Origin of the sequence: Bacillus sp. FF-1 (assembly GCF_028548245.1) — a bacterium.
GTDB lineage: Bacteria > Bacillota > Bacilli > Bacillales > Bacillaceae_G > Bacillus_A > Bacillus_A paranthracis.
On the sequence record NZ_JAQQGG010000002.1, the window covers coordinates 128,991 to 150,968 of the forward strand.

Below are 21,978 nucleotides of genomic sequence, written 5' to 3' on the forward strand. Positions count from 1 at the left end.
AAGGAGCAGGAAACCATGAAGTTATTTCATACAGCCGATTGGCATTTAGGAAAGCTTGTTCATGGCGTGTATATGACTGAAGATCAAAAGATTGTATTAGATCAGTTTGTACAAGCTGTTGAAGAAGAAAAACCAGATGCCGTAATTATTGCAGGGGATTTATATGACCGAGCAATTCCACCTACGGAAGCAGTAGACTTATTAAATGATGTGCTGCAAAAAATAGTGATTGATTTACAAACACCAGTTATTGCAGTCGCAGGAAACCATGATAGTCCAGATCGTATTCATTTTGGAAGTAGTTTAATGAAGAAACAAGGATTATTTATTGTGGGGCAATTTCAATTTCCATATGAGCCAATTATATTAAATGATGAATATGGGGAGGTTCACTTCCATCTCATTCCTTATGCGGATCCAAGTATAGTGAGACATGTATTGAAAAACGAAGACGTACGTTCTCATGATGATGCGATGCGTATTTTTATGAATGAGCTTTCTGAAACGATGGATAAAGAAGCTAGACATGTATTTGTTGGTCATGCATTTGTAACTTCTGCGGGCGAAGCGGAAGAGAATACAAGTGATGCTGAACGACCGCTTTCAATTGGTGGTGCTGAATACGTGAATAGTCATTATTTTGATAAGTTTCATTACACAGCGCTTGGACATTTACATCAAGCGCATTTCGTACGTAATGAGACAATTCGATATTCAGGTTCTCCACTTGCATATTCTATTTCTGAAGAAAAACATAAAAAAGGATATTATATTGTGGAATTGGACGAGCAAGGTGAAGTAACAATTGAAAAAAGGTTACTTACACCACGCCGTAAAATGCGAACAGTAGAAGCGAAAATAGATGAATTGTTACAACATCCAGTAAGTGAAGATTACGTGTTTGTAAAATTATTAGATGAAAATCCTGTCTTGCAGCCAATGGAAAAAATACGCTCTGTTTATCCAAATGCAATGCATGTTGAAAGAGCCATTCAAAGACGAGAGTTCACTGAGTCAAATGAAGTAACTGTTTCAAGACATAAAATGGATGATTTATCATTATTAAAGGCTTTTTATAAAGAAATGAAAGGCTTAGATTTATCAGAAGAGAAAGAACGTCTATTTGTAGAAGTATTACAAACAGTGCAAGAACGGGAAGGTGAACGAGGATGAGACCGATTCAGCTTATTATGACGGCATTTGGCCCATATAAACAGAAAGAAGTAATTGATTTTGACGATTTGGGAGAGCATCGTATTTTCGCCATTTCTGGAAACACGGGCGCCGGAAAGACAACGATTTTTGATGCGATTTGTTATGTTTTATATGGTGAGGCAAGCGGAGAAGAACGAAGTGATACGAGCATGCTCCGCAGTCAATTTGCTGATGATAATGTGTATACAAGCGTAGAATTAACCTTTCAGTTAAAAGGGAAACGTTATGAAATAAAACGACAACTGGGACATAAAAAACAAGGGAACAAGACGATTACGGGACATGCAGTAGAATTATATGAAGTAATTGATGAAGAGAAGATTCCGGCTGTTGATCGTTTCCATGTAACGGATGTAAATAAAAAAGTAGAAGATTTAATTGGTTTAAGTAAACATCAATTTAGCCAAATTGTTATGTTACCGCAAGGGGAATTCCGAAAACTATTAACATCTGAGACAGAAAACAAAGAAGAGATTTTGCGTCGTATTTTTAAAACAGATCGTTATAAGTTAATGCGTGAGTTACTTGACCAAAAACGAAAACAATGGAAAGACGTCTTACAAGAAAAACAGAAAGAGCGAGAGTTATATTTCCGTAATGTTTTTAAATTACCAATTCGTGATGGAGCATTATTAGAGACATTAGTGGAACAAGACCATGTAAATACGCATCAAGTAGTAGAGGCATTAGAACAAGAGACAGCTGCGTATAAGGCAGAGGTGGAGCAATTACAAGTAGAACAAGATATTCAAACGAAGCAATTAAAGGATGCTGAAACACGTTTTCATGCAGCGAAGTCTGTAAATGAGAAATTTATAGATTTACAACAAAAGAATGAGAAATATAATACTTTACAAGAAAAACGTTCAGTAATTGAAATGAAAGAAATATCTTTTAAGCGTGCGGAACAAGCGAAGCGCTTATTACCATTTGAACAGTGGTACGAAGAAGCAATGCAAAATGAGCAGAAAGCTGAAAGTTTGTTAAAACAAATTATCGCTAAAAAAGAAAATATAATGAATAATTTTGAACTTGCTCAGGAGAAATATGAAGCAGTAAAGAATAAAGAACCTGAGAGAGAAAATGCAAAAAAACTTGTTCAAAGATTAGAAGAGTTACAACCGATTATTGCATCATTAGCTGAGAAACAGTTGAATTTACAAAATGCAGAAATTCAACTAGGAAAATTAAAAGAAAGTATGCAAAACTTAGATCGACAATTAGAAGAGCATACAAATCAAAAACAGCTAATGTCTGGTGAATTACAGCAATTAGAGCGAGCGCTTGAACGATATGTAGATAAAGTAGAAGAACTAACGAATATGCGAGAAGATGCAAAAGTTTTAAAGCAAGCATATGACGTATGGCAAGAAAAACAAAAATTCGAGCAAGAAAAAGAAACTGCATTTATTAAGATGCAAGAGAAAGTTCGTGCATATGAGAATATGGAACGTCGCTGGTTAAGTGAACAAGCTGGTATATTAGCTCTTCATCTACATGATGGTGAATCTTGTCCAGTATGTGGCAGCACGAACCATCCGAAAAAAGCTTCAGAGCAAAGTGATGCCATCAATGAAAAAGAGTTAAATGATTTAAGAGACAAGAAGAACATTGCTGAAAAATTACATGTGCAAGTAGAGGAGAAATGGAATTTCTATCATCTTCAATATGAACAAGTAATAGAAGAGGTTAAGAAGCGAGGTTATCGCTCAGAAGAATTAGCTGAAACATATAGTGCGCTTGTTCAAAAAGGAAAACAATTAGCAACTGAAGTGAATACGTTAAAAGCAAGTGAAGAAACGCGTAAGCAAACAGCTGTGAAAATAAAAAGCATAGAAGAAAAAGTAGATGCACTTCAGAAACAAAAACATGAGGTAGAAACAGAACAGCACCGTATAGAAATGGATTGTATGCAGCTTCGTACGTCATATGAACATGATAAGAAAAACATTCCTGAAAACTTACAAACAGTCCAAGCTTGGAAAGTCCAGTTTGACCAAGCTATGCATGAGCTCAAATTAATGGAGGACGAATGGAAGAAAGTGCAGGAGGCGTATCAACATTGGCAAAATGAAAATATACGTATTCAAGCAGAACAGGAAGGTGCTTCTAATCAATTTGAAAGTGCAAAATCGAAGAAAGAAGAGACTTTCACGCGCTTTATGAAAGAGCTTGAACAGAGTGGATTTACAGATCAAATTACGTATAAAGAAGCGAAATTAAGTGATGCCGAGATGGATATGTTACAAAAAGAAATTCAAAGCTATTATTCATCTCTTGAAGTACTTGCAAAACAAATTGAAGAGTTACAGGGTGAATTAAAAGATAAAGAGTATATGGATATTACAGCGTTAGGTGAACATATAAAAGATCTAGAAATTAACCTTGATATCATTAAAGAAAAACGTCAACGTGCGCAAAATGCGGTAACATATATTTCTGATTTACATGAAAATATTAGGCGTATTGATGAGCAAATTCATGAGGAAGAAAAAGCTTTCCAAGAACTTGTTGACTTATATGAAGTAATGAAAGGTGATAACGAAAGCCGTATATCATTTGAACGTTACATCTTAATTGAGTATTTAGAACAAATTGTTCAAATTGCAAACGAACGATTACGTAAATTATCAAATGGACAATTTTATTTAAAACGAAGTGAACGAGTTGAAAAGAGAAATCGTCAAAGTGGATTAGGTCTAGATGTATACGACGCATATACTGGCCAAACACGCGATGTAAAAACATTATCTGGCGGCGAGAAATTCAATGCCTCACTTTGCTTAGCGCTCGGCATGGCAGACGTCATTCAAGCGTATGAAGGCGGTATTTCAATCGAAACGATGTTTATCGACGAAGGATTCGGTTCATTAGATGAGGAGTCATTAACGAAAGCAGTAGATGCATTAATTGACTTACAAAAATCAGGCCGATTTATCGGTGTCATTTCACATGTTCAAGAGCTGAAAAACGCAATGCCAGCTGTATTAGAAGTAACGAAGCAGAAGGATGGGTGTAGTCAGACACGGTTTGTGGTGAAGTAAGTTCAATTGTAATTCATATTATTTGCGATTCTTTAGTATAGAACTTTTGATAAAATAAAGGGGCTGTCTCATAAGTCTCTTTCGAAGTAAGATCACATGAAATCGAAAAGGCAGAAATGTTATAAAATCAACATTTCTGCCTTTCACTTTTTATACGATTTTGGCTAAAAAGCATCTTTTGGGACAGCCTCTTTATTTGTTATTCAAAATTAGATAATTCACCTATGAGTTATCTGTAGAAGACGGCGTATTTTCCAAACGATTATAAGCTTTAAAAGCCGAAATTGCCGAGATAACACCGCCTACTAAAAATAAAGCCGATCCACCGACCAAAATGATACGACTGACATATGTTTCGCGCGCTTCTTCAACTTCTTCTTGTAACATTGTAGGCATTTGAATTCCCCCTAAATAACATTTATTTTGTAGATAGTATATACAAACGCCTAAAATATGTTAAAATCACTGGATAGTGTTAGGAGGAAATATGTAGTTAGATGTGAATTATTTGAAAAATCTTCATTACAAATTTATGCGAACTTCACATAGAGCACATATTAACATTGTATTATGTATATGTACCAAATAAATAAAGTGAATGTAAGTTCTGTTTTCAAAAATTTAAAATCCTTTTATTTCTATATGAAAGTTTTAATCGAGGGTTTTAAAAATTTTGGAAATAGATCTTATAAAAATGGAATTCATATAAAAGGGGAATGTCTTATGACAACATATACGAGTGAAATGAAAAAAACTTTAGTTTCAGAAGAAGATGTAGATATTTTAAAAATTATGGCGCATCCAATACGACTGCAAATTGTAAATGAATTAAGTACAAGAAAAACTTGTAATGTAACACAATTAACAGAGTTACTGAACATCCCGCAATCTACTGTTTCACAACATTTATCAAAAATGAAGGGTAAAGTGTTACGAGCAGAGAGAAGAGGTTTAGAAATTTATTATCATATTAACAATTTAAAAGCGAGTAAGATTGTTAATGTTTTAGGGTATATAAACTAGTGAAATATTTTTATATAAAATAGCCCCTGCTGTTTAGCAGGAGCTATTTTGTGTTGTTTTATGTATTTGCATTTAAAACTTTATAGTTTTTATGATTTACAATTGTTCGATCAAATTCAAAAGTACCACCGCTTACATTTGTAATTTCAACTAAGACCGATTCAGTATAAAGTTTTAATACAGATCCTGTAATCTTTAAATTGTTTCGTTGAAAAAGTATAGTATCCCCTACGTTTGCTTTCATAGTACCTCCTCATTAAAGACAGAAATATTTTTTATTATATATATTAAACCACGTATAAGTATATTAGTGAATATTTAGTTTTATTTATCAAAAAAATATTTGTAGTCTAATAGAAGAGTATAAAGTACTCCTATGCTAAAAGTTATATTTTATTATAAGCAAAGTAAATTGTTTTCAGCATCAGTGAAACAATATTTCTATGTAATATATACTGCAGCTAAACAAATTATTTAAAAGACAAATACTATGTAGCCCAAAACGTAAAGTAAATAAGTAAGGGTTTTTTAGGAGTACAAAAAAATATATGTTTAGGAATAAGATCCCTTTTGGTAAAATTCCAATTAAAAACATAGAAAAACTTTAATATAAAAAAAGGTAATCAATTACAAATGGAGAAGTAATATATACGAAAGGAGAGATTTATATGAATAAAGGGAAAAAACAAGTTAGTCAACTTAGTTTTCTGGTGAATTTTTTGAACGACAAGGGGAGTTGTGTAAAGATTTAATAGTATCCCCTTGTGAAAAAATGGTTGGGGGAATATATAAATGATAACAGAAATGAATATTAAAGTAGTTTGTGAAGAAGCATTTTCAAAAAGAGAAATAAAAATTTTAGAGACATTTCTTTCAACTTTAGCGGGGCATTCTAACGCTCTCGTTACAAAAGAGGGGATGTTTTTAAATCCTTTAAGTAAAGAGAAGAGTGTGATGTATTATCACAACTTTGTATTTGTAAAATCACTTACAGAAGAAATGTGTGCAGAATTAAAAGAAGTTTTGACAAGACGTATTAAAAATGCTTTCATTATGATGGAATTTGTAGAGCCAATTATTACATTTGAAGAAACAATTATAAATGTATAAAGAAAGTCAGGCTTATGAATTAATTTAATAAAACCGTCTCTTTAATGTTTATTAAAGAGACGGTTTTATTGTTTTACTATTGAAAAAAGGATTCAAAAACATATGTAAATTTAACTTATACAAAACAATATGAACAACTATTACGTATTTAAAAAACATTTTTTTGTATTTCATCCTTCGTTTTCTGTAACTGATTCCATGTTTTTGACGCCTTGTCTTGTAAGTGCTTACATAACTGAAAACATCTTATACAATGAAGGTGTTAAATCAAAAGAGATGACCAAAATGAACATAAAAAAACAAGACTTAGCGAAAAGCATTGAAATAGAAAGAGGAGGCGGAAAGGTATGAAAAAATCAAAGGTTAATCCATGGCTTGTTGTCCTTGGTACAGTAATAGTTCAAATGGGACTTGGAACGATATATACATGGAGTTTATTCAATCAGCCTTTAGTTAGTAAATACGGTTGGAGTCTTAACGCGGTTGCGATAACTTTCTCAATTACTAGTCTTTCCTTAGCATTTTCAACTTTATTTGCAAGTAAATTGCAAGAAAAATGGGGACTTCGTAAACTTATTATGATAGCTGGACTAGCATTAGGACTAGGATTAGTACTTAGTTCACAAGCTTCTTCGTTAATATTGCTTTATGTACTAGCAGGAGTTGTTGTAGGTTACGCAGATGGTACAGCTTATATTACTTCACTATCTAATTTAATTAAGTGGTTCCCTGAACGTAAAGGTTTAATCTCTGGTATATCTGTAGCTGCATATGGTACAGGTAGCTTAATTTTCAAATATATAAATGCAAAGTTAATCGATTCCGTTGGTGTATCGCAAGCGTTTATACATTGGGGTTTAATTGTTACAGCTATGATTGTCCTTGGAGCTTGTTTAATCCATCAAGCTGCTGATCAAGGTGCAGTTCAGGAAACAAACACTCATGAATATACAATGAAAGAAATGTTAGGCACAAAACAAGTATACTTATTATTCATCATGTTATTTACATCATGTATGAGTGGCTTATACTTAATTGGTATGGTAAAAGACATTGGTGTTCAACTTGTAGGGCTTAGTGCAGCGACAGCAGCTAATGCGGTGGCTATGGTTGCAATATTTAACACATTAGGTCGTATTATTCTAGGACCGTTATCAGATAAAATTGGTCGTTTAAAAATCGTTACGGGTACTTTTGTGGTTATGGCGAGTTCGGTATTAGTTCTAAGTTTCGTAGATTTGAATTACGGTATCTACTTCGTATGTGTAGCAAGTGTAGCGTTTTGTTTTGGTGGAAATATTACTATTTTCCCAGCTATTGTTGGTGATTTCTTCGGTATGAAAAACCATAGTAAGAATTACGGAATTGTGTATCAAGGATTTGGATTTGGAGCGCTTGCAGGTTCCTTTATCGGTGCACTTCTAGGTGGATTCAAACCAACCTTTATGGTGATTGGCGTACTATGTGTCGTGTCATTCATTATCGCAATTTTAATTCGAGCACCTAAACAGAAAAAAGAACAAGAAGAAGCGTATCGCAGCGTAGCATAAGTATATAAATCTTCTATAACACTATAGTTACGAAAAAGCATCCTGTTAAATAGGGTGCTTTTTTGAGTTATTTTAACAAGGTTAAATTACTTTTTATTTTTTTTGATATAAAAGTGAGTGAAATATCCGTTTGGATTATATTGGAATATAATAAATCGATACATTGTATTCGAAATATGTATTAAATCTTAAATAATAAAGAAAATATGAATTGATGTTTGCAAGATATATTTTCAGACAAATATTGAGAAAATAAATGCTCGACTTTTTGTTAAGGCTTTGTAACTGAAGAGACCTTCAGTTTATCATCTTCAATTTTTACAAAGAGGAGTAAGAATTAAAGTATTAATGTAAGTGTTTATTAATACTTTTAGATGTAATTGTATTGAAAAGCACTAAAGTTTTTATCTGAAAAATAAAAATAGGTTGACAAGTTTATTGAGAAAGATTATCATTTCGGTGTAAGAACATTAAATGAAAAACATTATCAATGAATAATATTTTAATGAAAAGTACACTTGACCAATTAGTTTAGTAAGTGTATTATTTTTTTACATCGATAATGATAATCATTATCATTATTTATTTAATTAGATTGATTTTTAAATGAAAGGATAGAGGAAATGAACTTAGGGGAATTTGATGGGAAAACTGTTTTAGTAACAGGTGCAGCTCAAGGTATAGGTAGTGTTGTTGCTAAAATGTTTTTAGAAAGAGGAGCTACAGTTATTGCGGTTGATCAAAATGAAGAGGGATTAAACGAACTCTTAAATGAAATACATTTGAAAACGTTTTGCTTAGATGTGAGTGATAGTACCGCAGTTGAACAGATGGTAAATGATATTGAAAATGAAATAGCTCCAATAGATATATTAGTAAATGTTGCAGGGGTTTTACGTATGGGAGCGATTCACTCGTTAAGTGATGAAGATTGGAATAAAACGTTTTCTGTAAATTCTACAGGAGTTTTCTATATGTCCCGAGCAGTAAGTAAACATATGATGCAAAGAAAGTCAGGGGCAATTGTTACAGTTGGTTCAAATGCAGCAAATACGCCGAGAATGGAGATGGCTGCATATGCTGCATCAAAAGCTGCTACGACGATGTTTATGAAATGTTTAGGATTAGAACTTGCAGCGTATAACATTCGCTGTAACGTAGTTTCTCCAGGTTCTACTGAAACTGAAATGCAAAGGTTACTATGGGCTGATGAGAATGGAGAAAAAAATATAATTGCTGGTTCTCAAAGTACATATAGACTCGGTATACCGTTACAAAAAATTGCACAGCCTTCAGAAATTGCTGAAGCAGTATTGTTTTTAGCTTCAGATAAAGCTAGTCATATTACAATGCATAATTTATGTGTTGATGGCGGAGCTACATTAGGCGTTTAATAAAAAATTCAGGGGGTTACTATACAATGAAGGAATTTACGGCTGTAAAGGAACTGTCAGAAAAATTACTAGAAGATTATAAGACTGAATCTTCATTCTTTTTCGCTTCACCAACTCGAACGATATTAGCAGAAGGAGAGTTTACTACAGTAAAGCATCATGAAATTGAAAGTTTTCCAGAGCTTGTACAAGCAGTGTTACGTAATGCAAAACAAGCAGGAAATCCGAATCCTATCGTCGTCGGTGCCTTGCCATTTGATCGTAGAAAAGAAGTTCAACTTATCGTACCAGAATATAGCAGAATTTCTGAGCGTTTACAATTGAATACAACAAATCAGTTTGAAACAAATGAGAACGTAACATTCGAAATGACGTCAATGCCAGCGCCTGAAGTGTATATGAATGGTGTGAAGCAAGGAATTGCAAAAATAAAGGGCGGGGATTTAAAAAAAATCGTTCTATCCAGATCGTTAGATGTTAATTCTTCCGAAAAGATTGATAAGCAAAAACTTCTTCGAGAATTAGCAGCGCATAATAAGCATGGATATACATTTGCTGTGAATGTATCGAAAGATGAAAATGAGAGTAGTAAGACGTTAATTGGAGCGAGCCCTGAATTACTCGTCTCACGTAATGGTATGCAAGTTATTTCTAATCCGTTAGCTGGTTCAAGGCCACGTAGTGAGGATTCAGCTGAAGATAAGAGAAGAGCAGAGGAATTACTTTCTTCTCCAAAAGATTTACATGAACATGCGGTAGTAGTAGAAGCAGTTGCTGCAGCGCTTCGTCCGTACTGTCATACATTACATGTTCCGGAAAAGCCATCCGTTATTCATAGTGAAGCGATGTGGCATTTATCTACTGAAGTGAAAGGTGAACTAAAGGATCCGAATACTACTTCTTTGGAATTAGCAATTGCTCTTCATCCGACGCCAGCAGTTTGCGGCACACCGATGGAAGAAGCGAGAGAGGCGATTCAAAAAATTGAGCCATTTGACCGTGAATTCTTTACAGGAATGCTAGGGTGGAGTGATTTAAATGGAGACGGTGAATGGATTGTTACAATTCGTTGTGCTGAAGTACAAGAAAATACACTCCGTTTATATGCAGGAGCGGGCGTTGTTGCTGAGTCAAAACCAGAAGATGAATTAGCAGAAACATCAGCTAAGTTCCAAACAATGTTGAAAGCATTAGGATTAAATGATAGTTCACTTAATGAAAAGTAGGGGGCAGAAAGAATGCTAACAGGTTATACAAAATGGCCAAAAGAATTTGCTGATCGTTATCGAGAGGAAGGGTGTTGGCTTGGGGAAACATTTGGCGGGATGTTAAGAGAGCGAGCTGAAAAATATGGCGATCAAATTGCAGTTGTAAGTGGTAATACGCATATTACGTATAGTGAGTTTGATAAAAAAGTAGATCGATTAGCTTCAGGGCTACTGAATTTAGGAATAAAGCAAGAGGATCGAGTTGTAATCCAGCTACCTAACGTTATTGAGTTTTTCGAAGTATGTTTTGCACTATTTCGAATTGGGGCACTTCCTGTTTTTGCATTACCTTCACATCGAAGCAGTGAAATTAGTTATTTTTGTGAGTTTGGTGAGGCGAGTGCTTACGTTATTTCAGATAAAGCTCTCGGTTTTGATTATCGAAAACTAGCAAGAGAAGTGAAAGAGAAAGTGCCAACTTTACAACATGTAATTGTAGTGGGAGAAGAAGAAGAATTTGTGAACATAAGTGATTTATATATAGATCCCGTTCCATTACCAGAAGTTCAGCCAAGTGATGTTGCGTTTCTCCAATTATCAGGGGGGACAACAGGACTTTCTAAATTAATTCCTCGAACGCATGATGATTATATTTATAGTTTACGTGTTAGCGCTGAAATTTGTAATTTAAGTGCAAAGAGTGTCTATATGGCCGTTCTTCCAGTAGCACATAATTACCCGATGAGCTCTCCTGGAACATTTGGAACTTTCTATGCGGGTGGAAAAGTAGTGCTGGCAACTGGAGGTAGTCCAGATGAGGCATTTGCACTTATTGAAAAAGAAAAAGTTACGATTACTGCTCTCGTACCACCATTAGCAATGATATGGCTTGATGCTGCATCTTCACGTAATAACGATTTATCGAGTCTAGAAGTGATTCAAGTAGGTGGCGCGAAATTTAGTGCTGAAGTTGCAAAACGTATACGCCCTACATTTGGATGTACATTACAGCAAGTATTCGGTATGGCGGAAGGATTAGTGAACTATACAAGATTAGATGATCCGGAAGAAATTATTATTTATACACAAGGTAGACCAATGTCTGTACTCGATGAAGTACGAGTTGTTGATGAAAATGACAACGATGTAAAACCTGGCGAAGTAGGTAGTTTATTAACAAGAGGGCCATATACAATTCGTGGTTATTATAAAGCAGAAGAGCATAATGCACAATCGTTTACAAAGGATGGATTTTATCGCACAGGAGATCTTGTGAAAGTAAATGAACAAGGTTACATCATTGTAGAAGGAAGAGATAAAGATCAAATTAATCGTGGTGGTGAGAAAGTTGCCGCGGAAGAAGTTGAAAATCATCTATTAGCACATGTTGCAGTACATGATGTAGCGATTGTATCTATGCCTGACGATTATTTAGGAGAACGTACTTGTGCATTTGTTATAGCTCGCGGACAAGCTCCGGCAGTAAGTGAATTAAAAAAATTTTTAAGAGAGCGTGGTATAGCAGCTTATAAGATTCCAGATCGAATTGAATTTATTGAATCATTCCCGCAAACAGGCGTTGGAAAGGTAAGCAAAAAAGAACTACGTAAAGTCATTGCTGAAAAACTTATTACAGTAAAACAATAATAAAAACCGGAAGGAAGTGATTAGATGGCTATCCCATCTATTTCAGTATATAAAATGCCAATTGAATCAGAACTACCAAAAAATAAAGTGGATTGGAAACCAGATCCGAAACGTGCGGTTCTTCTAATCCATGACATGCAAGAATATTTTCTTGATGCATATAGCGATAAAGAGTCACCGAAAGTAGAACTCATTTCAAATATTAAGGTGATAAGAGAAAAATGTAAGGAACTTGGTATACCAGTTGTTTATACAGCGCAACCGGGTGGACAAACACTAGAACAACGAGGGTTATTACAAGATTTTTGGGGGGACGGTATTCCTGCTGGACCAGATAAAAAGAAAATTGTCGATGAACTTACTCCTGATGAGGATGATATATTCTTAACAAAATGGAGATATAGTGCATTTAAAAAGACACATCTATTAGAAATTTTAAACGAACAAGGAAGAGATCAACTCATTATTTGCGGTATTTATGCGCATATTGGCTGCCTTTTAACAGCTTGTGAAGCATTTATGGATGGAATTCAGCCGTTCTTTGTAGCGGATGCAGTTGCTGATTTTTCACTAGAACATCATAAACAAGCGTTGGAGTATGCTTCAAATAGATGTGCAGTAACGACATCAACTAACAGTTTGTTAACAGAGTTACAAGGTTTAAAAGATGATGATGAAATCACTTTACAAAAAGTACATGAACTAGTTGCACAATTACTTCGTGAACCAGTAGAGAGTGTTGGGACTGATGAAGATTTATTAAATAGAGGACTTGATTCGGTCAGAATTATGAGTTTAGTAGAGAAGTGGCGTCGCGAAGGAAAGGAGATTACTTTTGCGGATTTAGCAGAGAACCCAACAGTTGTTGATTGGCATCGCTTATTATCTCTGCAAACAGAACGTGTACTTTAATATAGACTACATAATAAAGGGGTAGTGAAGAATGCCTAATAGTCAAAAGGTTCGTCATTCGTTATCATCTGCGCAGTCTGGTATGTGGTTTGCGCAAAAATTAGATCCACTTAATTCAATTTATAATACTGGGGAATATGTAGAAATAAACGGAAATATTCATCAAGACATTTTTGAATTAGCTGTACGTAAAGTTGTAATGGAAGCAGAAGCACTTCATGTTCGCTTCGAAGAGGATGAAATTGGCCCATGGCAAGTTATTGAAGAATCACAGTTTCATATGCATTTTATTGACGTTCGTAAAGAAGAAAATCCTGAAGAGGCTGCTAAAGCATGGATGAAAAATGATTTATCTATGCCAGTCGATTTGAAAAAAGATACTTTATTTACTGAAGCACTTATTCAAGTTGAAAATAATCGTTTCTTTTGGTATCAGCGCATCCATCACATTGTGATGGATGGCTATGGATTTTCACTTCTTAGCCAAAAGGTAGCGAATGAGTATACATCACTTATAGAAGAAACAAACAAGAATGAAAAGACATTTGGTTCTCTTGCAAAAGTTGTGCAAGAAGATATGGAGTATCGTGAGTCTAAACAATTTCAGGAAGATCGTGCTTTTTGGTTAGAAAAATTTGCGGATGAACCAGACGTTGTAAGTTTGGCAGAACGAGCACCGAGAACATCAAATGGATTTTTACGCGAAACAGCTTGTTTATCTAGTTCTAGTACAAAAACTTTACTAGAAGATATCAATATTTCGTTAACAAGTTGGCCGGAATTCATTGTCGCTGTAACAAGTATTTATATGCATAAATTAACAGGTGAAAATGATATTGTTTTAGGTTTACCGATGATGGGGCGTCTAGGTTCTGCATCTATTCATACACCGAGTATGGTAATGAATTTAGTACCACTTCGTCTTACTGTAACTCCAAATATAACTCTCGTAGAATTATTGCAGCAAGTTTCTAAAGAAATCCGAGATGTACGTCGCCATCATAAATACCGTCATGAGGAATTAAGAAGAGACTTAAAGTTATTAGGTGAAAATCAAAGATTATTTGGACCGTTAGTGAATGTTATGCCTTTTGATTATGGGCTTAACTTTGCTGGGAATCGTGGTATTACACATAATTTATCAGCGGGACCTGTCGATGATTTATCAATAAATGTATATAAACGTTTTGATCAAAATGAGCTAATGATTCATTTTGATGCGAATCCGGAAGTATATAATGGTGCGGAGCTAGCATTGCATAAAGAAAGATTTATGCAATTATTAGAATTAATGATAAATGCTTATCAAAAAAACGAGTCAATTGGAAAGATAAACATTACTCTTCCTGAAGAAAATCATAAAGTTTTATTGGAATGGAATGAAACGAAGGAAGCAGATAATTTAATCGCCCTACCTATACTATTTGAAAAACAAGTACAAAAAACTCCAAATAAAGTAGCAGTTACTTGTAACGGTGTAGATCTTACGTATAAAGAGTTAAATGAACGAGCGAATGAACTGGTGCACTATTTGGTAAAAGAAGGAATACGAGCAAATCAGTTTGTAGCTTTAGTATTTCCAAGATCAATAGAAATGGTAACTAGTATGCTAGCAGTTTTAAAGGCTGGTGCAGCGTATTTACCAATAGATCCAGAATACCCAGCTGAGCGAATAAATTATATAGTAAATGATGCAAAACCAGTTTGTATCATAACACATTCATCTGTTTCATCTAAGTTAGTTATAGAAAATGATATGAAAAAAATTGTATTAGATGACGAAGAAACGAAACTAGAATTACATACATATTCTCGTATGAATATAGAATGTAAGAATGATGTATCACTTTTAAACCCAGCCTATACAATATATACTTCAGGCTCAACGGGTAACCCAAAAGGTGTAATTGTTCCTATGAGAGGTTTAAGTAACTTTTTAATGGCTATGCAACAAAAGTTTTCGTTACATGAACATGATCATTTATTAGCAGTGACAACATTTGCGTTTGATATTTCTGCTCTAGAAATTTATTTACCTCTTATTAGTGGTGCAAGTTTAACAATTGCGCAAAAGGAAGACATTCAAGAGCCTTCTGCATTAACGACACTTTTACAGGAAGAAAGAGTGACCATTATGCAGGCTACACCGACGCTTTGGCAGGCGTTAGTAACTGATTATCCAGAGGAGCTACAAGGGCTAAACATACTAGTTGGTGGTGAAGCTCTTCCAGCGCATTTAGCAAATAAATTAAAAGAATTAGGTTGTTCATTAACTAATTTATATGGACCAACTGAAACGACTATTTGGTCTACTGTCATGAACATCGATGAAAGGGAAAGTGGTATACCTCCTATTGGAAAGCCAATTTGGAATACAGACGTGTATGTATTAGATGCAGGTTTACAACCAGTTCCACCTGGAGTTATTGGTGAATTGTATATTGCAGGGGAAGGACTTGCAAGCGGATATTTAGGAAAACCGGAGTTAACAGCTGAACGGTTTGTTGCAAATCCTTATGGAAAACCAGGGCAGCGCATGTACCGTACAGGTGATTTAGTAAAATGGCGCAGTGATGGTGTTTTAGAGTACATGAACCGCGCAGATCATCAAATTAAAATTCGTGGTTTCCGAATTGAATTAGCTGAAATTGAAATGGTATTACAACGCCATGAAAATATTAAGCAGGCAGTGGTTATGGTACGAGAAGATCGTCCAAATGATAAACGAATCATTGCGTATATTGTTGCCGAAGAGAAGGAAACGATTCATCTTTCAGAAATTCGTTCTTATGTTTCAGAAAGTTTAGCGAATTATATGGTGCCATCAGCATTTGTATTGCTAGAAGAATTACCATTAACGCCAAATGGAAAGATTGATAGAAAGAAATTACCTGCTCCTGATTTTAATGGCATGAACAATGAGAGAGTTGCTAGAAATCCGAAAGAAGAAATATTATGTCATTTATTTGCAGAAGTACTTGGTGTTTCTCACATTAGCATTGATGATAATTTCTTTGAAATGGGTGGACATTCGCTTCTTGCATCGCGTTTAATGGCAAGAATTCGTGAAACGTTAAGTGTCGAATTAGGAATTGGAAAACTATTTGAATCGCCAACTGTTGCTGAATTAGTGAAACAATTGGATCGAGCAAAAACTGCAAGACCAGCGATTAAGAAAGTAAGTAGGCCAAATGAAGTTCCACTTTCATTTGCACAGCGTAGACTATGGTTCTTACATTGTTTAGAAGGTCCAAGTCCTACTTATAATATTCCGTTAGTCATTCGTTTGTCTGGAAAGTTGAACGAGGGAGCATTACAAGGTGCCTTTTATGATGTAGTCGAGAAACATGAAACACTTAGAACAATTTTCCCTAACGTATTAGGTAGTTCCTACCAGGAAATTTTACATATGGAAAACTTAAATCTTGAAATGATTATAACAAATACATGTAAAAATGAATTAGAAAGTGTACTTGCGGAGGCTGTAAGATATAGCTTTAACCTCGATGTTGAACCAGCAGTTCGTTTGCAACTATTTACAGTGAATGAAAACGAACATGTATTACTAATTCTATTGCATCATATTGTAGGGGATGGCTGGTCGTTACAACCGTTAACGAGAGATTTTACAGCGGCGTATAAAGCGCGATGTCAAGGGAACAAAGTACAGCTGGAGACACTTCCAGTTCAATACGCAGATTATGCACTTTGGCAACAGCAATTGTTAGGGGATGAAACTACACAAGAAAGTCTCATTTCAACACAATTAGATTTTTGGAAGAAAGAGTTAAAGGGATTACCAGATCAATTGGAGTTACCTACAGATTATCAGCGTCCAATGGAAACGAGTTACAGAGGAGAAACAATTCATTTTCATATAGATGCAGGTATGCATAGTAGGTTAGTAGAGCTCGCACGGAAAAACGGAGTTAGTTTGTTTATGGTATTGCAAGCAGGACTAAGTGCGCTATTTACAAGATTAGGTGCAGGCACTGATATACCAATTGGAAGTCCGATTGCTGGAAGAAATGATGATGTACTTTCAGATATTGTTGGTTTATTTGTAAATACATTAGTGTTACGTACAAATACTTCAGGAGATCCAAGTTTTAAAGAATTATTAAATAGAGTGAAGCAGGCAAATCTTGCAGCTTATGAAAATCAAGATGTTCCATTTGAACGACTCGTTGAAGTGTTAAACCCGGTGCGTACTCGAAATAGTCATCCGCTATTTCAAGTTATGTTAGCTTTCCAAAATACGCCAGAAGCAATCTTTGATGTCCCGGATATAGAAACGAGCCTTGAAATTCAAAGTGTTGGCTCTGCGAAGTTTGATTTAACATTTGAAATTAGTGAGAGTCACGGGGTTGATGGTACTCCGAACGGTTTACATGGTTTACTAGAGTTTAGTACCGATTTATATAAACATGAAACGGTTCAAAAACTAATAGAACGATTCATTTTGTTATTAGATGATGCGGCGACAAATCCAGATCAATCCATTGGCAGATTAGAAATATTAACTTTAGCAGAGAAAAATACAGTGTTAGAAAAGTGGAATGGTGGTTTTCAAATTGCACCAGAAATGACATTGCCACAATTATTTGAAAAGCAGGTTCATATTAATCCAAATGCTATTGCTGTCGTCTTTGAAAATAAGAAATTAACTTATGAAGAGTTAAATAGAAAAGCAAATAAAATAGCTCGATTCCTAATAGCAAAAGGAATTGGTCCTGATCAACTCGTTGCTTTAGCGATGCCAAGATCATTAAACATGGTTGTAAGCTTATTAGCTGTTCTTAAAGCTGGTGCTGGATACCTTCCGTTAGATCCAGATTACCCAGCAGACCGTATTTCTTTTATGCTACACGATGCGAAACCATCATGTGTTTTAACGAATTCAGAAGTGGAAATTGAATGTAATGAGGCACTAAAAGTTTTAGTTGATAATGTAAAAGTAATAGAAGAAATTGAGAAACATAGTGAAGACAATATTGATGAAATGGAGCGCGTGAAGCCATTAACTCCATCACATATTGCTTACGTTATTTATACATCAGGTTCAACAGGTAGACCGAAAGGCGTTATGATACCTCATCAAAATGTAGTAAGACTTTTAGGAGCAACTGATCATTGGTTCCAGTTTGATGGAAACGATGTGTGGACGATGTTCCATTCATATGCTTTTGATTTCTCGGTTTGGGAAATTTGGGGACCTTTATTATACGGAGGGCGCTTAGTTGTAGTTCCACATACTGTAAGTCGCTCGCCGAAAGAATTTTTACAGCTTCTTGTTAAAGAAAAGGTAACTGTTTTAAACCAAACTCCATCAGCGTTCTATCAATTGATGCAAGCAGATCGTGAAAATAAAGAGATTGGCCAACAATTATCTTTACGATATGTTGTTTTTGGAGGTGAAGCACTTGAGCTAAGTCGATTAGAAGATTGGTATAGTCGACATCCTCATAACGCACCGAAGCTTATTAATATGTACGGTATTACTGAGACGACAGTACATGTTAGTTATATTGAGCTAGATGAGAGTACCGTTTCTTTACGAGCAAATAGTTTAATTGGGTGCAGTATACCTGATCTTAAAGTATACGTATTAGATCATTATTTACAACCAGTGCCACCTGGAGTAGTTGGAGAAATGTATGTTGCAGGTGCAGGGCTTGCTCGTGGATATTTAGGAAGGGCAGGTTTAACTGCAGAACGTTTTATTGCAGATCCATTTGGCAAGCCAGGTACAAGAATGTATCGTACTGGAGACTTAGCACGCTGGCGTCAAGATGGGACGCTAGATTATATAGGACGTGCAGATCATCAAATAAAAATTCGTGGATTCCGAATTGAATTAGGAGAAATAGAAGCGGTCATAATGAAACACCCTACAGTTGAGCAAGTAGCAGTTATTGTACGGGAAGATCAACCAGGGGATAAACGATTAGTTTCTTATATCGTCGCATCAAATAATGAAGCGATTGATATGAATGAAATGCGTCAGTTTGCTAGTGGTAGTTTACCAGATTATATGGTTCCATACGCTTTTGTAGTAGTAAATGAGTTCCCTTTAACTCCGAATGGTAAGTTAGATAGAAAGGCATTGCCAGCTCCAGAATTTATCATATCATCTTCTAGTCGTGGACCAAGAACACCGCAAGAAGAAATGTTATGTGACTTGTTTACAGAAGTGCTAAGTGTACCTCAAATTGGAATTGATGACGGATTCTTTGATTTAGGTGGTCATTCACTCCTTGCAGTGCAGCTTATGAGCCGTATTAAAGAAGCACTTGGGATCGAATTAAATATCGGAACTTTATTTGCAGCACCTACTGTTGCAGGCCTTGCTGAAAGACTTGAAGTGGGAAATGGACAAAGTGCACTCGATGTGTTGCTTCCGTTACGAGCAAGCGGAAACCAATTGCCACTATTTTGTGTACACCCAGCAGGTGGATTAAGTTGGTGCTATGCAGGACTTATGAAATCTTTAGGAACAGATTATCCAATCTACGGCGTGCAAGCACGTGGTATCGCTAAAAATGAAGAACTTCCAAGAAGTTTAGAGGAAATGGCAGCGGATTATTTAAAACACGTTCGTGAAGTACAGCCTCACGGACCATATCGTTTACTCGGTTGGTCGCTCGGAGGAAATGTTGTGCATGCAATGGCAGCGCAACTACAAAATGAAGGGGAAGAAGTAGAATTACTCGTTATGCTAGATTCTTATCCTGGTCACTTCCTACCGAATACGGAAGCGCCTACTGAAGAGGAAGCGTTAATCGCATTACTTGCTTTAGGCGGATATGACCCAGATAACATGGATGGTAAACCACTTACGATGGAAAGTGCAGTTGAAATCCTTCGTACAGATGGAAGTGCATTAGCAAGTCTTGAAGAAGAGACTATATTGAACTTGAAAGAAACATATGTAAATTCGGTAGGATTATTAGGGAGATACGTACCGAAAGTTTATAATGGAGATATTTTATTCTTTAGATCTACTGTTATACCAGACTGGTTTGATCCTATTTCTCCAAATACATGGCTAAATTATTTAGATGGGAAAATTGTGCAGCATGATATTGACTGTAGACATAAAGATCTATGTCAGCCAGGTCCACTTACGGAAATTGGACAAGTATTAGCGAAATATTTGCAGAATAAGAAAGGGGTAAGGAGAGTATGACGAATCCATTTGAAAATGATAATTACACATATAAAGTATTAATAAATGAGGAGGGCCAGTATTCTCTCTGGCCTGTCTTTCTTGATGTACCTATTGGGTGGAATGTCGTACATGAAGAAGCTAGCAGGCACGATTGCTTACAATATGTTGAAAATACCTGGACAGATTTGAATCCAAAAAGTAATCAAGCTGGTGAAAAAATAGTAGTAGGAAAACGATAATGAAAGCAAAAATAAATCCAAAAGTAGTTGTAAGCATCGTATATATAACAGCGATGTTTATGGCTGCCATGGACGCAACGATTGTAAATGTAGCACTGCAAACGATAAGTAAGGAACTGCAAGTGCCACCATCTGCTATGGGGACAGTTAATGTTGGATATTTAGTTAGCTTAGCTGTTTTCCTTCCGATTTCTGGTTGGTTAGGAGATCGATTCGGTACGAAAAGAGTATTTCTAGCTGCTCTTTTCGTATTTACAACCGCATCTGCGTTATGTGGGATAGCGAACGATATTACATCCTTGAATATTTTTCGTATTATTCAAGGTGCTGGTGGGGGGCTTTTAACACCAGTTGGGATGGCGATGTTATTCCGAACATTTTCACCAGAGGAAAGGCCGAAAATTTCTCGGTTTATTGTGTTGCCAATTGCTGTCGCACCGGCAGTAGGACCAATTATTGGTGGCTTTTTTGTAGATCAAATGTCTTGGCGCTGGGCATTTTATATTAATCTACCATTTGGAATTGTTGCATTGCTATTTGGACTTCTATTTTTAGCAGAGCATGTTGAAAAATCAGCTGGTCGCTTTGATTCTCTCGGCTTTATTTTATCAGCACCAGGATTTGCGATGCTCATATATGCACTCAGCCAGGGACCGTCAAAAGGGTGGATTTCTCCAGAAATTATGAGTACTGGGATAGCTGGGGTTGTATTCATTACATTGTTTATAATCGTAGAACTGAAAGTAAAGCAACCGATGTTAGATTTACGCTTATTAAAAGAACCAGTCTTTAGAAAGATGAGCCTTATTTCATTATTTTCATCAGCTGGTTTACTAGGAATGTTATTTGTTTTTCCGCTTATGTATCAAAATGTAATAGGAGCATCCGCACTGGAATCAGGTCTTACTACATTCCCAGAGGCCATTGGATTAATGATATCGTCACAGATTGTGCCATGGTCATATAAGAAATTAGGAGCTCGTAAGGTAATTTCTATAGGGGTAATTTGTACGGCGATTATCTTTATTTTATTAAGTTTTGTAAATCACGATACGAACCCTTGGCAAATACGGGTATTATTGTTTGGCATAGGTATTTTCTTAGGCCAATCAGTTGGAGCAGTTCAATTTTCTGCATTTAACAATATAACGCCGCCTTCTATGGGGAGAGCAACTACTATATTTAATGTGCAAAATCGATTAGGTTCAGCGATAGGAGTTGCTGTTTTAGCTAGTATACTAGCCGGTTTTGGAAATAGCAGTGTACAACATAATACTCATTCAGATTTATTGCCATATCAAGCAGCATTAATTGGATCAGCAATATTTTTACTCGTAGCATTACTATTTTCTTTACGTATTTCTGATAAAGAGGTAATGTCAAAAAAGAAGAAAAAACCGTTACCTGTATTACAAAAAGAGAAAGAAGTTGTAAATGAATAAGTTTGAAAATGGTCTTTTGAAAT

General features: G+C 35.5%; 14 protein-coding genes. 12 read left to right on the plus strand and 2 right to left on the minus strand.

Annotated elements, in window-relative coordinates; genetic code table 11:
- The first annotated feature begins 15 nt into the window (after positions 1-15).
- Both PQF83_RS06075 and PQF83_RS06080 read left to right on the plus strand, forming a co-directional pair.
- The gene (locus tag PQF83_RS06075; RefSeq protein ID WP_000765138.1) at positions 16-1,173 is read left to right on the plus strand and encodes an exonuclease SbcCD subunit D; all 1,158 of its coding nucleotides are present in this window, start codon (positions 16-18) and stop codon (positions 1,171-1,173) included.
- Complete coding sequence (locus PQF83_RS06080) at positions 1,170-4,259, plus strand: AAA family ATPase (RefSeq protein ID WP_001247428.1); 3,090 nt, start codon at positions 1,170-1,172, stop codon at positions 4,257-4,259. Before PQF83_RS06075 ends, PQF83_RS06080 begins: the two co-directional genes overlap by 4 nt.
- 222 nt (positions 4,260-4,481) lie before the next feature.
- On the opposite strand, the gene PQF83_RS06085 is transcribed toward PQF83_RS06080, so the two are convergent.
- Positions 4,482-4,655, minus strand: a complete 174-nt coding sequence (locus tag PQF83_RS06085) for a hypothetical protein (RefSeq protein ID WP_001142747.1) — start codon at positions 4,653-4,655, stop codon at positions 4,482-4,484.
- A gap of 327 nt (positions 4,656-4,982) precedes the next feature.
- On the opposite strand from PQF83_RS06085, the gene PQF83_RS06090 reads away from it, so the two are divergent.
- Entirely contained in the window at positions 4,983-5,282 is a 300-nt protein-coding gene (locus PQF83_RS06090) for an ArsR/SmtB family transcription factor (protein ID WP_000214794.1), read from the plus strand.
- 58 nt (positions 5,283-5,340) lie between these two features.
- Here PQF83_RS06090 and PQF83_RS06095 read toward each other — a convergent pair whose 3' ends face one another.
- Positions 5,341-5,526: a YkvS family protein gene (locus PQF83_RS06095; protein WP_000646792.1), complete on the minus strand. Its 186-nt coding sequence runs from the start codon at positions 5,524-5,526 to the stop codon at positions 5,341-5,343.
- Between the two features lie 548 nt (positions 5,527-6,074).
- Between PQF83_RS06095 and PQF83_RS06100 the strand changes: the two genes are divergently transcribed.
- The 9 genes from PQF83_RS06100 (at position 6,075) to PQF83_RS06140 (ending at position 21,955) form a co-directional block, all read left to right on the plus strand.
- Positions 6,075-6,392 (plus strand): hypothetical protein, encoded by a 318-nt coding sequence (locus PQF83_RS06100; RefSeq protein ID WP_000627294.1) that lies wholly within the window; start codon positions 6,075-6,077, stop codon positions 6,390-6,392.
- Positions 6,393-6,739: 347 nt separating this feature from the next.
- On the plus strand, positions 6,740-7,942 hold the full coding sequence (locus PQF83_RS06105) for an L-lactate MFS transporter (RefSeq protein ID WP_000748919.1): 1,203 nt from the start codon (positions 6,740-6,742) through the stop codon (positions 7,940-7,942).
- Positions 7,943-8,565: 623 nt separating this feature from the next.
- Positions 8,566-9,336 carry a 2,3-dihydro-2,3-dihydroxybenzoate dehydrogenase gene (gene dhbA, locus PQF83_RS06110; protein ID WP_001048422.1) on the plus strand — a complete coding sequence of 257 codons (771 nt, stop codon included), beginning with the start codon at positions 8,566-8,568 and terminating at the stop codon, positions 9,334-9,336.
- 26 nt (positions 9,337-9,362) lie between these two features.
- The gene (dhbC, locus tag PQF83_RS06115; protein WP_000657802.1) at positions 9,363-10,562 is read left to right on the plus strand and encodes an isochorismate synthase DhbC; all 1,200 of its coding nucleotides are present in this window, start codon (positions 9,363-9,365) and stop codon (positions 10,560-10,562) included.
- A 12-nt stretch (positions 10,563-10,574) separates the two neighbouring features.
- The gene (locus PQF83_RS06120) at positions 10,575-12,191 is read left to right on the plus strand and encodes a (2,3-dihydroxybenzoyl)adenylate synthase (protein ID WP_000955344.1); all 1,617 of its coding nucleotides are present in this window, start codon (positions 10,575-10,577) and stop codon (positions 12,189-12,191) included.
- 24 nt (positions 12,192-12,215) lie between these two features.
- Positions 12,216-13,103: an isochorismatase gene (dhbB, locus tag PQF83_RS06125; protein ID WP_001007244.1), complete on the plus strand. Its 888-nt coding sequence runs from the start codon at positions 12,216-12,218 to the stop codon at positions 13,101-13,103.
- Positions 13,104-13,134: 31 nt separating this feature from the next.
- Positions 13,135-20,292 (plus strand): amino acid adenylation domain-containing protein, encoded by a 7,158-nt coding sequence (locus PQF83_RS06130; protein WP_001133937.1) that lies wholly within the window; start codon positions 13,135-13,137, stop codon positions 20,290-20,292.
- Complete coding sequence (locus PQF83_RS06135) at positions 20,289-20,513, plus strand: MbtH family protein (RefSeq protein ID WP_000184064.1); 225 nt, start codon at positions 20,289-20,291, stop codon at positions 20,511-20,513. Before PQF83_RS06130 ends, PQF83_RS06135 begins: the two co-directional genes overlap by 4 nt.
- The gene (locus tag PQF83_RS06140) at positions 20,513-21,955 is read left to right on the plus strand and encodes an MDR family MFS transporter (protein ID WP_000644783.1); all 1,443 of its coding nucleotides are present in this window, start codon (positions 20,513-20,515) and stop codon (positions 21,953-21,955) included. The genes PQF83_RS06135 and PQF83_RS06140 overlap by 1 nt, the downstream gene beginning before the upstream one ends.
- The last annotated feature ends 23 nt before the right edge of the window (positions 21,956-21,978 follow it).

What these genes read in the sequence shown, in the direction of transcription:
- PQF83_RS06075 (WP_000765138.1), top strand. Translation starts at nt 16, where the DNA reads ATGAAGTTATTTCATACAGCCGATTGGCATTTAGGAAAGCTTGTTCAT.
- PQF83_RS06080 (WP_001247428.1), top strand. Translation starts at nt 1,170, where the DNA reads ATGAGACCGATTCAGCTTATTATGACGGCATTTGGCCCATATAAACAG.
- PQF83_RS06085 (WP_001142747.1), bottom strand. Translation starts at nt 4,655, where the DNA reads ATGCCTACAATGTTACAAGAAGAAGTTGAAGAAGCGCGCGAAACATAT.
- PQF83_RS06090 (WP_000214794.1), top strand. Translation starts at nt 4,983, where the DNA reads ATGACAACATATACGAGTGAAATGAAAAAAACTTTAGTTTCAGAAGAA.
- PQF83_RS06095 (WP_000646792.1), bottom strand. Translation starts at nt 5,526, where the DNA reads ATGAAAGCAAACGTAGGGGATACTATACTTTTTCAACGAAACAATTTA.
- PQF83_RS06100 (WP_000627294.1), top strand. Translation starts at nt 6,075, where the DNA reads ATGATAACAGAAATGAATATTAAAGTAGTTTGTGAAGAAGCATTTTCA.
- PQF83_RS06105 (WP_000748919.1), top strand. Translation starts at nt 6,740, where the DNA reads ATGAAAAAATCAAAGGTTAATCCATGGCTTGTTGTCCTTGGTACAGTA.
- dhbA (WP_001048422.1), top strand. Translation starts at nt 8,566, where the DNA reads ATGAACTTAGGGGAATTTGATGGGAAAACTGTTTTAGTAACAGGTGCA.
- dhbC (WP_000657802.1), top strand. Translation starts at nt 9,363, where the DNA reads ATGAAGGAATTTACGGCTGTAAAGGAACTGTCAGAAAAATTACTAGAA.
- PQF83_RS06120 (WP_000955344.1), top strand. Translation starts at nt 10,575, where the DNA reads ATGCTAACAGGTTATACAAAATGGCCAAAAGAATTTGCTGATCGTTAT.
- dhbB (WP_001007244.1), top strand. Translation starts at nt 12,216, where the DNA reads ATGGCTATCCCATCTATTTCAGTATATAAAATGCCAATTGAATCAGAA.
- PQF83_RS06130 (WP_001133937.1), top strand. Translation starts at nt 13,135, where the DNA reads ATGCCTAATAGTCAAAAGGTTCGTCATTCGTTATCATCTGCGCAGTCT.
- PQF83_RS06135 (WP_000184064.1), top strand. Translation starts at nt 20,289, where the DNA reads ATGACGAATCCATTTGAAAATGATAATTACACATATAAAGTATTAATA.
- PQF83_RS06140 (WP_000644783.1), top strand. Translation starts at nt 20,513, where the DNA reads ATGAAAGCAAAAATAAATCCAAAAGTAGTTGTAAGCATCGTATATATA.